The 12884-nt window shown below is 44.6% G+C and carries 9 protein-coding genes; 4 read left to right on the plus strand and 5 right to left on the minus strand.

From position 1 onward, the window contains the following. The first annotated feature begins 3 nt into the window (after nucleotides 1-3). From grxD to ACIGBM_RS05710, 4 genes are all read left to right on the plus strand, one after another. Nucleotides 4-354, plus strand: a complete 351-nt coding sequence (gene grxD / locus ACIGBM_RS05695) for a Grx4 family monothiol glutaredoxin (RefSeq protein ID WP_057759647.1) — start codon at nucleotides 4-6, stop codon at nucleotides 352-354. Between the two features lie 268 nt (nucleotides 355-622). After that, nucleotides 623-1171: a hypothetical protein gene (locus ACIGBM_RS05700; protein WP_191115162.1), complete on the plus strand. Its 549-nt coding sequence runs from the start codon at nucleotides 623-625 to the stop codon at nucleotides 1169-1171. Nucleotides 1172-1771: 600 nt separating this feature from the next. Beyond that, nucleotides 1772-3667 carry a tRNA uridine-5-carboxymethylaminomethyl(34) synthesis enzyme MnmG gene (mnmG, locus tag ACIGBM_RS05705; RefSeq protein ID WP_397477051.1) on the plus strand — a complete coding sequence of 632 codons (1896 nt, stop codon included), beginning with the start codon at nucleotides 1772-1774 and terminating at the stop codon, nucleotides 3665-3667. A gap of 239 nt (nucleotides 3668-3906) precedes the next feature. Further along, nucleotides 3907-4866 (plus strand): AEC family transporter, encoded by a 960-nt coding sequence (locus ACIGBM_RS05710; protein ID WP_397477052.1) that lies wholly within the window; start codon nucleotides 3907-3909, stop codon nucleotides 4864-4866. A gap of 110 nt (nucleotides 4867-4976) precedes the next feature. On the opposite strand, the gene ACIGBM_RS05715 is transcribed toward ACIGBM_RS05710, so the two are convergent. The 5 genes from ACIGBM_RS05715 to katG all read right to left on the minus strand — a co-directional run bounded on the left by ACIGBM_RS05715 (nucleotide 4977) and on the right by katG (nucleotide 12701). Next, a complete protein-coding gene (locus ACIGBM_RS05715) occupies nucleotides 4977-5141 on the minus strand; it encodes a hypothetical protein (RefSeq protein ID WP_160021934.1) in 165 nt (54 codons plus the stop codon). A 48-nt stretch (nucleotides 5142-5189) separates the two neighbouring features. Continuing rightward, nucleotides 5190-6191, minus strand: a complete 1002-nt coding sequence (locus ACIGBM_RS05720; protein ID WP_397477053.1) for an LLM class flavin-dependent oxidoreductase — start codon at nucleotides 6189-6191, stop codon at nucleotides 5190-5192. Between the two features lie 347 nt (nucleotides 6192-6538). Continuing rightward, nucleotides 6539-9022 carry a glucose/quinate/shikimate family membrane-bound PQQ-dependent dehydrogenase gene (locus ACIGBM_RS05725; RefSeq protein ID WP_397477054.1) on the minus strand — a complete coding sequence of 828 codons (2484 nt, stop codon included), beginning with the start codon at nucleotides 9020-9022 and terminating at the stop codon, nucleotides 6539-6541. A 204-nt stretch (nucleotides 9023-9226) separates the two neighbouring features. Continuing rightward, nucleotides 9227-10156 (minus strand): LysR substrate-binding domain-containing protein, encoded by a 930-nt coding sequence (locus ACIGBM_RS05730; protein WP_057759664.1) that lies wholly within the window; start codon nucleotides 10154-10156, stop codon nucleotides 9227-9229. A gap of 361 nt (nucleotides 10157-10517) precedes the next feature. Then, entirely contained in the window at nucleotides 10518-12701 is a 2184-nt protein-coding gene (katG, locus tag ACIGBM_RS05735) for a catalase/peroxidase HPI (protein WP_397477117.1), read from the minus strand. Between the last annotated feature and the right edge of the window lie 183 nt (nucleotides 12702-12884).

The following is a 12884-nucleotide window of genomic DNA, read 5'->3' on the forward strand; positions in this document are numbered from 1 at the left end:
TTTATGAGTGAGCAAACCCCAAACACTGCTGCAAACGACGTTGAACAATTGATCCGTGATCAAATCCGTGACAATAAAGTTATTATCTACATGAAAGGCACACCGCAATTTCCACAGTGTGGCTTTTCAGCGCGCTCTATCGAAGTGTTGACTCAGATTGGTCGTCCATTTGCGTTTGTAAATATTTTAGAAAACCCAGAAATCCGTGCAACGTTGCCAAAAATTGCGAACTGGCCAACGTTCCCGCAGTTATGGATTGATGGCGAGCTAATGGGTGGATCAGACATCATCTTGCAAATGTATCAGTCAGGCGAGCTAAAGCCATTGGTTGAAGCAAACAGCCCTGCTGCTTAATACTTGAAAGTGTGAATTGGATGTCTTTAATGTCCAATTAGCCTTTGCAAGATACAAGCACAGCAAACCCAGATAGTCATTTAATGGCTGTTTGGGTTTTTTTTATTGTCGCTATTAGTGTTGTTAGTAGCATATCTATTTCTGTCCCTACTAGTATTTCCACGCGCCTATGTCATCAGGCTTCGTTGTTTTTATAGGATTTACCCCCATATAGTGTCCAAGATATCAGCGATATAAATAATAATTATCAGATGAGTAAGAGAGCTTTATGAATAACCAAACCAGCGAACAGTTAAATGAGCAAAGAGAAGCGGCTGAGCAGGCAGCGATTGAAAAACGCCGTGAACGGTTAAAAAATGAATCGACACGCATTATTGAGATTGCTAATAATGAGTCATACTCAGCACTTAAATGTATTCATCAGCTTAGTGTGGCAGGCGGTGCAACTGAAGCGACATATGTCGCTATCGAGCAGCGCATCGTTGTAGACCAAGATCCTGCAGGTGCTTATCATTTGGCACTTTTAGCACAAAACACACCAGATTTGCCTATCGATGCCCGTCAGCTTATCGAGTTGGTAGTCAACAAGGGTGATAACCATCAACGCTTGGCATTGCTTAAAAACTTACCATTACCGCCGGTTGAGCTCATTAAAGAGCAGATTTTGGCCAGTGATGATGGTGAGGCGATTGGTCAAATGAACGCCTATCTACAGATCAATCCAGAAGGGTATGGTAGCCATCATATGCTGTCTAGTGGTCAATCAGATCAGATCGTACCGCTTAGCCCTGGCAATAATAATCAAAATGATGACTAAAATAGTAACTAGGGCGTGTCTTCAATTCACCCGATAGTCATCTAAATGGGCTAAAAATGGCTAAATCTTGCCAAACATCGTCAAATAGCTGTTTAATATCCCGATATTATCTGCGCTATTTTTCTTGTTTGACGGCAATTTATCTCATTTTTATCACCATTTTTGAAATGAAGACACGCCCTAGTAAGGCAACAACTAGCAAGACAATAACCAGAGTAGAGAACTTTTTGCTTAAATTTAATAGTTTTTGTTCTAACGTTTTTTAAGTATCAAAAAATTGTTATAATTATGGGTTATTCAGGTCGTGTCCTTAATCTGAAAAAAAGCATCTGAATGGGCTAAAAATGGTTAAATATTGCCAAACTATGTCAAATAGCTGGTTAATGCCCTGATATTATCTGCGCTATTTTCCTTGTTTGGCTGCAATTTATCTCATTCTTATCACCATTTTCAAAATAAGAACACGCCCTAACCAATTATGAACGACTTATCTGAGTCGTTATCTTCTTATAAATTCGACTGACGTTTATTTGCTGATTGTTTTCTTATTTGAACATAAGATATGGCAATCAGCAGCGTTATGAGTCAAGTGAGGCACACATGCAATACCCAAAACATTACGACGTGATAGTGATCGGCGGTGGTCATGCTGGTACAGAAGCTGCTTTAGCGGCTGCACGCATGGGCGCACAGACCTTATTGTTGACGCATAATATTGAGACGCTCGGGCAGATGAGTTGTAACCCTGCGATTGGCGGTATCGGTAAATCGCATCTGGTGCGTGAGATTGATGCGTTGGGCGGTGCAATGGCATTGGCAACGGACAAGGCTGGTATTCAGTTTCGCGTACTAAACAGCCGTAAAGGGGCTGCCGTTCGTGCCACGCGTGCGCAAGCAGATCGCATCTTGTATAAAGCAGCTATCCGCCATACGCTAGAAAACCAGCCAAACCTAGATATATTCCAGCAAGCTGCTGATGATATCTTGGTTGAAAACGGTCGTGCGACCGCAGTCGTTACTTCTACAGGTATTATCTTTAAGACCGAAACAGTCGTATTGACCTCAGGGACTTTCTTGGGCGGCGTGATTCATATCGGTTTAGAGAACTCAAATGGTGGCCGTGCAGGGGATCAGCCTTCTATCAAGTTGGCAGATCGTTTACGTGAGCTTAAGCTGCCAGTTGGTCGTCTAAAGACAGGTACGCCGGCACGTATCGACGCGCGTAGCGTTGACTTTAGTGTAATGACGGTACAGCCGGGTGATACACCATTGCCAGTGATGAGCTATATGGGTGATGTTTCTATGCATCCTGAGCAGGTCAATTGTTATATAACCCATACCAATGCGCGTACTCATGACATTATTCGTGAAAACCTTGACCGTTCACCAATGTTCTCTGGCAAAATCGAAGGCGTAGGCCCGCGTTATTGCCCATCTATCGAAGATAAGATTCATCGCTTTGCGGATAAAGACAGCCATCAGATTTTCATCGAGCCAGAAGGTCTGACCACACATGAGTTGTATCCCAATGGTATCTCAACCAGTTTGCCATTTGATGTGCAGTTAGACTTTATTCATAGTATGAAAGGCTTAGAAAATGCCCATATTACTCGTCCGGGTTATGCGATTGAGTATGATTACTTTGATCCGCAAAACCTAAAGCCAACGCTTGAAACCAAGTCGATTGATCGTCTGTACTTTGCGGGTCAGATCAACGGTACGACAGGCTATGAAGAAGCGGGCGTGCAGGGTTTGCTAGCAGGTACCAATGCGGCATTGGTCACTACTAACAATAGCGAGTTTGACACATGGACCCCGCGCCGCGATGAAGCGTATCTTGGTGTGCTTGTTGATGACTTGATTACCCATGGTACTACCGAGCCGTATCGTATGTTTACGAGCCGTGCAGAATATCGCTTGCTCTTACGTGAAGACAATGCAGATCAGCGTTTGACTGAGACTGGTCGTAAGCTAGGTCTGGTAGACGATGTACGCTGGCAAGCCTATCAAGAGAAAATGGAAGCCATTGCGACAGAAACTTCACGCCTAAAAGATATGTGGGCCACGCCTGCTAATGCTTTAGGTAAGCAAGTGACTGAGCAAACGGGTGAAGTGTTGTCTAAAGAGTCGACTGCCTTTGATTTGCTAAAGCGTCCGCAAATACATTTTGCCGATATCGCAGCTATCACTGACTCAACTGTTGATGCACAAGTGGGTGAGCAGATAGAGATTTCTGTCAAATATGCTGGCTATATCGACCGTCAACAAGAAGATATTGATCAAATGAAGCGTTTAGAAAACACGGCGCTGCCGCTAGATTTTGATTATAGTATCGTGTCAGGTCTATCGAATGAGATAGTACAGAAACTTACGCAAATTCGTCCTGCGACGCTAGCTCAAGCGGGACGCGTAAGCGGTGTAACCCCTGCTGCTATTCAGTTGTTGGCAATGACGGTTAAAAAGCATAAAAAAGCAAAAGCTGCCTTGGACTCATAATAGCTATGTAATAAAGCCTTTTATAATAAAGTACTTATAGTATAAAAAGCCCGTAACGACATGTCGTTACGGGCTTTTGTTTGCCAAAAAAACGATCGATTTTGAAAGAAAATCATATGTAACCTTGTCCTACTTGCTACTTTGTCTCTATACTAGGTCAGTAAATTTCCTTACTACTTGTTAATTTGTCTCGCTGATGTCCATATATTCATGGGCTTGTCACCGAACTGAGTCTACTTATGATTGATGCTATTGTTTTTGCTACTACCATTGTCTTACCCAACCTTGCCTTAATGTGGTTGGGTTTTTTTATGCAACGACGTGGTGAAGCAAGCCAAACTTTTATCGATCAGGCATCAAGTTTTGTCTTTAATTATTGCTTGCCGTGTTTATTGTTTTTTAGCGTGGTCGATAGCGACGTCGATTATGGTAAGCAAATTACGCTTATCATTGTTGGTATCTTGGTGACGTTTATATTATTTATTGGCGCAGAGTTTTATGCCAAACGCTTCGTCAAGCGTCCTAAAGACCAAGGTGTGTTTGTACAAGGCGTATTCCGTAGCAACATGGCCATCATTGGCCTTGCAACCGTGGCTAATGCTTATGGCGCGCAAGGATTAAGTATCGGTGCTGTCTATATGGGCGTGGTGACGATACTGTTTAATATTTTGGCGGTCATTACCTTGAGCCGCGTATCCAAAAGCATGGATGACACATGGGTTAGTCGCGGTACGATGATTGTGAAAAAGTTGCTAACCAATCCTTTAATTTTGGCATTGGTTGGGGCATTCGTCTATAAGGCGCTGCCGCTACCGCCACTCACTGGGGTGATTCATACGACTGGTGACTTACTGGCAGCGGTGGCTCTACCGTTAGCACTGATCTGTGCAGGTGCTAGTATTAACCTAAAGTCCATGTTGCATCCTTCGGGCTTATCCATGCAAGCAAGCATTGGGCGAATTGTCATCGCACCATTGATTGCTATCGCTGTTGGGCTCGGCTTTGGATTATCAGGCGTGCATATGGGGGTGTTGTTCTTGATGGTCGCATCGCCCACAGCTGCAGCCAGCTATGTCATGGCAAAAGCAATGGGTGGCAATGATGTATTGGCGGCTAATATTTTGGCATTTACTACTGTTGTCGGCATGTTTGGTATGGCGATTGGGGCAGCGACGTTACGTGCGCTTGGACTGATGTAATGCAGATTTTGTACTATTTTTAAATAAGTGAGTACTTCCGCTTTATCTAACTTTGATAGCCTTAAAAAAGCCCTCTTTTCAAATAAGAAAAGAGGGCTTTTGGTATTAACTTAGCGTTCACTATTGCGCTTGTCTTCACGACGCTGCTTTCGCTTTGGACTAGTACGGTAGGTCAAATAACCACCGATAGCCATAACTGCAAGAAAGGCGATGATATACATAAATATCGACGAGCCAATCATGAGCGATGCACCGATAATGGGAGTTGCTTCCATGTCAAAAATCCAGTTAAGGTTCATCAATAATTATGCAAGTGTCTCATTTCATTGTAAAGTAAATAAGTTTAGCTCAGGTGTAAGTTCAAGTGAACGGATACGGGCAGCTTGGTCATAAATATTGGCCGTCACAATCAGCTCATCTGGCTGATAGGTTGCCAAAAACGCAGCGAGTCTTGGTTTGACCGTGTCGACAGAGCCAATGAATGATACTGACAATGCATTGTCTACCATCATTTTCTCTGCTTGACTCCAGATACTGTCCATATCGTGAGTAGGCTTAGGCATTTGACCTGTCTCACCACGGCGCAGACGTACAAAGCTCTGCTGTGCTGAGGTAAAGTGATACTGCGCGGTCGCATCATCATCAGCCAGTAACAAGTTTGCAGCCAACATCACATAAGGCTTATCTAGATAGACAGACGGTTTAAACTGCTCACGGTAAGCCTCAATTGCTTGCCCAAGCATTTGCGGGGCGAAGTGAGAGGCAAACACATAAGGTAGTCCTAAATGTGCAGCCAAAGTCGCTCCAAATAGAGAAGAGCCTAATATCCAAATCGGTATGCCTGATTTTGCGCCAGGAAATGCCTGTACAGGACTGCCATCTGTATCATTACCTAAGAAATACATCAGCTCTTGCACATCTTGTGGAAAGCGTTCTGCATCTTTCATTTGTCGACGAAGTGCCTGAAACGTCGCACCATCAGTACCAGGCGCACGGCCTAGACCTAAGTCTACACGGTCGCCATATAGTGCCTGCAAAGTGCCAAACTGCTCGGCAATCACGAGGGGGGCATGGTTCGGTAGCATGACGCCGCCAGCACCGATACGGATACGGTCAGTTCGACTACCGATATGCGATAGTAGTACTGAGGTGGCTGCACTGGCAATACCGGGCATATTGTGATGCTCTGCCATCCAGTAGCGGTTTAAGCCTGATTTTTCTGCTTGCTGTGCGGTTTCGACTGTTTGGGCGATGCCTTCAGCGATGGTTTTGCCTTGAGGCACAGGTGCGAGGTCTAAGAAAGATAAGGGGATTTTGTTACTCATAAATGTTCCAGTAGTGTGTAAATTATTTTCTACTGATATGCTTATAGACAGTGGTAGTTTCAAGTGCCACTAGCCACTGTTAATGAATCATAACAAAGCCAGCTAACTGTGTTTTTAAGCTCGCTTAACAATTATTAAGGTGTATTTATGAAGGTTGTCGTTGGTCAAAATAAGCGATAAATAAACTGTAAGTAAGGTCATAAAAGGATTTAGCAGTATTACACTATGGCATTAAAAAAAGATGGCATCAAAAAAAGCAGGCAACCTAAGTTACCTGCTTCTCTAATTAGTCGATTATAAGATAATGATAAATTAAATAATCACTATCTTAAGAACCAAATACAACATTATTTATCTTGGTCACTAAGCTTGTAAGCTAAGACATAATCACCAATGGTTGTGCCAACTGAACCATGACCACCTGCGACCAATACGACCATTTGCTCACCTTTAGAGTTCAAGTAAGTCATTGGCGTCGCTTGACCACCTGCTGGAATACGGACATTCCATAGCACGTCACCATTTTTCAAGTCATAAGCTCGGAAGTTGTTTTCTGTCGCCGCTGACAAGAACGCGACGCCACCTTTAGTGATGATAGGTCCGCCGATACCAGGTACGCCCAATTCCAGTTTGATAGGAATAGGAGACAAGTCTTGTACCGTACCATTTTTGCGTTGATAAGCGATATCACCTGTGGCCAGGTCAGCACCAGCGATCGTGCCCCATGGTGGCTGCTGACAAGGTACGCCTAGCGGTGACAAGAAGGGACCCAATTCTACTGCGTAATCTGCACCTTCATTGGCATTGACGCCTTGCTCGCCTTTATTGGTCTCTGCATCACCCAACGTGTCTCTAGGAATGAGTTTTGAGGTAAATGCCAAGTATGTCGGCATACCGAACATCACGCCATTCTCAGGATCGACTGCAATACCGCCCCAGTTAAAGGTACCAAAGTTACCAGGATAGACTAAGCTACCATTGGTTGATGGTGGGGTATAGCGACCATCATAGTTGAGCTGATTGAACTCAATACGGCACATCATTTGATCGACGAGACTGGCACCCCACATGTCTTTTTCAGTTAGTGGTTCAGGCTCAAAGCTCAAGCCAGAATAAGGCTGAGTTGGCGCTGCGTGCTCTCCCGCTATGAGATAGCCTTGTGGTGCAGGACGCTCCTTAATCGGTACAATAGGCTCACCCGTTGCGCGGTTCAAGACGTATACATCGCCTTGTTTGGTTGGTACAACCAGCGCAGGCTGTACGCCGTCGGCCGTATCTAGATCGAGTAAGGTCGGCTGAGCAGGCGTGTCCATGTCCCAAAGGTCATGATGGACAAACTGCTGAACCCAGCGTGCTTCACCAGTTTCGATATCTAATGCGACAACAGACGTTGCATACTTTTCTTCAGCGGCATTTCGGTAGCTACCTAGCTGATCCGGTGTGCGGTTGCCCATAGGGAAGTACGCCAATCCAAGCTCTTCATCGGCAGTAGCGACTGACCATGAATTTGGCGAGCTGGTCTTATAAGTTTGGGTTGGATCATTAACATCGAAAGGCGCTGTATTATCAGGATCGCCTGAGTCCCAGTTCCAAAGAAGCTCACCAGTATTAACATCATACGCACGGATTACACCAGAAGGCGAGTTAACATCATAGTTATCATTGACAGCACCAGCGACGATGATGGTATCACCCGCGATAACTGGTGGTGACGTTGAGTAATAGTAACCTGCTTGATTGAACGGCATGTTATGCATCAAGTCTAATGCACCATCATCCCCAAAGTCTTGGCAGCGTTGCCCAGTATTTGGATCGAGTGCATATAGTTTCGCATCAGAAGTTGGGATAAATATCTTGGCATCACATTGCTTAGATGCATTTTCAAAGGTATTACCAGCAATTTTTTGTACTTGCACAGGACTGGTCGCTTGACCCGCATAATAAGATACGCCGCGACAGGTTTGATGCTGTCGTTGTAAGTTTTCCTCTACTTGAGGATCAAACTTCCATAACGTCTCACCAGAGTCGGCATCTAGCGCTAGTACCCAGTTATGAGGGGTACATAGGTACAAACCGTTGCCAATTTTTAATGGTGTTGCTTGATAAGTGGTCTCACCGACATCGTTAGGACCTTTGACATCACCTGTTTGGATTTGCCATGCCAGTTCTAAATCTTTGACGTTATCGGTATTGATTTTATCGAGAGGCGAGTAGCGCTGACCATAATCAGTACGACCATACGCACTCCACTCACCATCTGGTGTTTGTTGACCGTTTGATAACGGATCACCAAGGTTGGCTGACGTCTCATCTGAGCTGACGTTTTGCTCGTCATCATTTGCAGCAGTCAAGTCTAGTTCACCGAGTTTGTCAGTGGCATTGTTAGCTAAACTACCAAAAGAGAGCAGTGCACCTACGGCCACGCTTACGAGTAGACCCCAATAATACAGAGGGCTTTTCTTAGCGTTGTTTGTGGTTGATGTATTAGCTGCAGCATTTGCGGCTACTTGAGTTTTAGGCCCACGCATTTTGTTGGATACCCATGGCAATAGCATGAGCAAACCAAATATAAGCGGGAAGCCAACTCGAGGTGCTAGCGCCCACCAATAGAACCCAGATTCCCAAAGTGCCCAAGCCATGGTTGCTACGATAAATAGCGCATATAACCCGTAAGCACTCCAGTGTTTTTTGAACAATAAAAAAGCTGTCGTTAGTATAATAACGCCAGCAATGAGGTAGTAAGGACTACCGCCTAAGGACAATAAATAAGCGCCGCCAATGAGTAGAGGGGCGGCAAAAATTGCCATAATGATCGCTACGAATTTTTCCATGAGCGGTATCACCTGTTTACAAAAGAGCAAGTTAATATGTATTGATATTTAGTCGCTAATCAATTTCATTCGACCAAATATCAATACAAGTGTGAATAATATATAAAAGAAACATTGAATAACGTTCTAGAATCTATTTTATCATCCACAGCTCAGTCGAGTAAGGGTGAGCAAGTCTGAGATACTTTATTTAACAAATGCTCATTAATTTGCAAATTGCTTTTGGCATAGCTCCATGAAAGCGCGACCATACTGACGGATTTCTGCATCATCACGTACCGCCATCCAACTGGTAAAGCGACCAAAATGATCGACGGGGATGGCCGTCAGGTTTTGATAATGGCTTGGCTCAAATGCCATTTCTGCGATGATACCAATACCTAGGCCCAGACCGACATAGGTGCTGATCACATCGGCATCGAGCGCCGCTAATACGATATCTGGCTCCAGTCCTGCTTCATCAAACGTCTTGTCAATCGCGCCGCGTCCTGTAAAACCACCGTGATAGGTCACAATCGGATAGCTGGCAAGCGTGGGCAGGTCGATAGACTCTTGGCTAGCCAGTTCGTGATCACTCGGTACGATAACGCGATGCGTCCAGTCATAGTAACGATAGCATCTAAGATAATTATTATGTAATAAGGACTCAGTGGCGATACCGATATCGGCTTGACCACGTATGACCATCTGAGCGATGGTCTCAGGATCTGCCTGTTGCAAAATCAAATTTACTTTAGGGAAACGATCTTTGAATTCTTTAACCACTTGCGGCAGTACATAACGCGCTTGTGTGTGAGTGGTAGCAATCGTCAGCGTACCGATGTTTGGATTATTAAAATCTAGACTGAGATTTTCAATAGTACGAATTTCAGCGAATATAGACTCGATATGAGGCATAAGCGCTGTGCCCATGGTGGTCAGTCCCGTCAGGCGTTTGCCTTGACGCACAAACACTTCCGTCTTTAACTGGTTTTCTAGCGCAGCAATATGCTTTGATAAGCTTGATTGACTGGTATGTAGCACGGTCGCCGCTTGGCTTAAGTTATAACCGTTAATCACCGTATGCCATACTGTTTCTAGCTGTTTGAGCTGAATCTGCAAATGCCGTTGGTTGACCACTACGTCGATTGCCATAACTTAATCCTATTGTATAAATATACAAACCTCGTCTGTATATGAAAGTAAAAATGTCTGAACATACAGTAATAAAGTAGTGTAAAACAAAGTTATTATTCTTGTATATAATAAATAGCTATCAATTTATGATAATTATGAATATAGAACTTGTATTTTGCAATGCTAAAAAATTATTCGTTCCGTAAACGCTGTCTAGTCAGTGAAGCCATTTGATCTAACAACTCATAAAGAGCGGTCATTATTAAGCATAAAAAACTAAGCATAAAAAAACAGCTACCTTCTAAAAGATAGCTGTTCGTTAGTTATAAAGTTATTTACTACTGGTAATTAGTTGATACTGACCAACTTCAAACTTGGTTTATTTTGCAATATCAAAGCGATCTGCATTCATAACCTTGTTCCAAGCGCGGACGAAGTCACGAACGAATTTCTCTAAGTTGTCATCCTGCGCGTATAGCTCAGCATAAGCACGTAATATAGAGTTAGAGCCAAATACCAAGTCTACACGGCTTGCTTGCCATTTGACGTTTCCTGTACCACGTTCACGTACTTCGTAGCTATTAGCAGTATTGTCGGCTGCTTTTACAGGGTGCCATGTGTAGTTCATGTCTGTTAAATTGACAAAGAAGTCGTTGGTAAGTACGCCAGCGCGTTCAGTAAAGACGCCATGTTGGCTCTGACCGTGGTTGGTATCAAGCACTCGCATACCACCAAGCAATACGACCATCTCAGGTGCTGTCAATCCCATCAACTGCGTACGATCAAGCAGCATCTCTTCCGGTGATACCGCATAGTCGCCCTGAATCCAGTTACGATAGCCATCATGTAGTGGTTCTAAATCAGCGAAAGATTCGGCGTCAGTCATTTCAGCGTCAGCATCACCGCGACCTGGATTAAACGGTACAGTAATATCTATACCTGCATCGTTTGCTGCTTGTTCAATAGCGGTGTTACCAGCCAACACAATAAGGTCTGCTAAGCTAACCTCTTTCTCAAAGCCAGACTGAATACTTGTCAATGTCTCAAGCACACGCTGTAATTGTTCTGGCTCGTTGCCTGCCCAGTATTTTTGTGGGGCTAAACGGATGCGTGCACCGTTGGCACCGCCGCGATAGTCCGAAGCGCGGAATGTACGAGCGCTGTCCCATGCTGTAATGATCAACTCACGACGACTAATGTCACTGTCTAATATTTGCGATTTTAGCGTTGCAATATCATCAGCAGTCAAGTCCGCATTACCTGTAGGAATAGGGTCTTGCCATACAAAGTCTTCGCTCGGTACGTCGGCACCTAAGTAACGAGATTTCGGTCCCAAATCGCGGTGAGTCAGTTTGAACCACGCTCTAGCGAATACTTTATCAAAGTACTCTGGGTTGTTATGGAACTTCTCTGAAATCTCACGATAGATAGGATCTTTGCTCAATGCCATATCTGCATCAGTCATGATTGGGTTACGACGTACACTTGGATCATGAGCATCTAACGGACGATCTTCCTCTTTGATGTCAGTTGGTTCCCACTGCCATGCGCCCGCTGGACTTTTGGTCAATGCCCATTCATGGTTCAATAGAAGCTCAAAGTAACCATGATCCCACTGGGTAGGGTTGGTGGTCCATGCGCCTTCGATACCACTTGAAACAGTATCGCCTGCATTACCACGACCCTTAGGATTGCGCCAGCCTAGACCTTGCTCTTTAATATCAGCGGCTTCTGGCTCGTCTTCTAGTATCGTTGCATCACCATTACCGTGACATTTACCAACGGTGTGCCCACCAGCGGTTAGAGCGACAGTCTCTTCATCATTCATTGACATACGAGCAAAAGTAGTACGCATATCTTGAGCGGTCTTTAGTGGGTCAGGGTTACCATCTACACCTTCAGGGTTAACATAAATCAAGCCCATTTGTACTGCTGCTAGTGGGTTTTCTAGTGACGCGCGGTCTTCGTCGCTATCATAACGGTTTTTGGTAGCGGCTAACCATTCGCGCTCAGAACCCCAATAGATGTCTTTTTCTGGATGCCAAATATCAGCTCGGCCACCAGCAAATCCTAGGGTTTTGAAGCCCATAGATTCATAAGCCATGTTACCTGCCAAAATCATCAAATCGGCCCAAGACAATTTGTTGCCGTATTTTTTCTTGATTGGCCACAATAGACGGCGGGCTTTATCAAGGTTGACGTTGTCAGGCCAGCTATTCAATGGTGCAAAGCGTTGGTTACCAGTATTAGAGCCGCCGCGACCATCAGCACCGCGATACGTACCAGCTGAATGCCAAGCCATACGAATCATCAAGCCGCCATAGTGCCCCCAATCCGCTGGCCACCATTCTTGCGACTCAGTCATTAGGTTTTTTAAGTCAGTTTTGACCGCTTCTAGATCTAGCTGTTTAAAAGCTTCAGCATAGTCAAAGTCTTCACCCATTGGGTCAGTCTTTTTGTCTTGCTGATGCAATATGTCTAAGTTCAGTGCATTTGGCCACCAATCTGTCGCAGCAGAAGCAGTAGTAGTGTGCGCTTGATGCATAACAGGGCAGCCACCCATGCTCGGACGCTCAGGCTCATGCGAGTTATCAACGTTTTCGCTATGGATCGTTGGACCTTGACCATCGCCTTTGTCATAAGTGGTATTGGTTGATTCAGTATTATTGTTGCTTTCGTGATCTACAGGACAACGAGCAGCATCTGGGGCAGTGTTTTTGTCGGTGGTGTTATTGGTTGAGTCGGA

Source organism: Psychrobacter sp. NPDC077938 (genome assembly GCF_044542635.1).
Taxonomy (GTDB): Bacteria; Pseudomonadota; Gammaproteobacteria; order Pseudomonadales; family Moraxellaceae; genus Psychrobacter.

Excerpts from the sequence above, each read along its gene's own strand:
- grxD (WP_057759647.1), top strand. The coding sequence starts at position 4 with ATGAGTGAGCAAACCCCAAACACTGCTGCAAACGACGTTGAACAATTG.
- ACIGBM_RS05700 (WP_191115162.1), top strand. The coding sequence starts at position 623 with ATGAATAACCAAACCAGCGAACAGTTAAATGAGCAAAGAGAAGCGGCT.
- mnmG (WP_397477051.1), top strand. The coding sequence starts at position 1,772 with ATGCAATACCCAAAACATTACGACGTGATAGTGATCGGCGGTGGTCAT.
- ACIGBM_RS05710 (WP_397477052.1), top strand. The coding sequence starts at position 3,907 with ATGATTGATGCTATTGTTTTTGCTACTACCATTGTCTTACCCAACCTT.
- ACIGBM_RS05715 (WP_160021934.1), bottom strand. The coding sequence starts at position 5,141 with ATGGAAGCAACTCCCATTATCGGTGCATCGCTCATGATTGGCTCGTCG.
- ACIGBM_RS05720 (WP_397477053.1), bottom strand. The coding sequence starts at position 6,191 with ATGAGTAACAAAATCCCCTTATCTTTCTTAGACCTCGCACCTGTGCCT.
- ACIGBM_RS05725 (WP_397477054.1), bottom strand. The coding sequence starts at position 9,022 with ATGGAAAAATTCGTAGCGATCATTATGGCAATTTTTGCCGCCCCTCTA.
- ACIGBM_RS05730 (WP_057759664.1), bottom strand. The coding sequence starts at position 10,156 with ATGGCAATCGACGTAGTGGTCAACCAACGGCATTTGCAGATTCAGCTC.
- katG (WP_397477117.1), bottom strand. The coding sequence starts at position 12,701 with ATGGGTGGCTGCCCTGTTATGCATCAAGCGCACACTACTACTGCTTCT.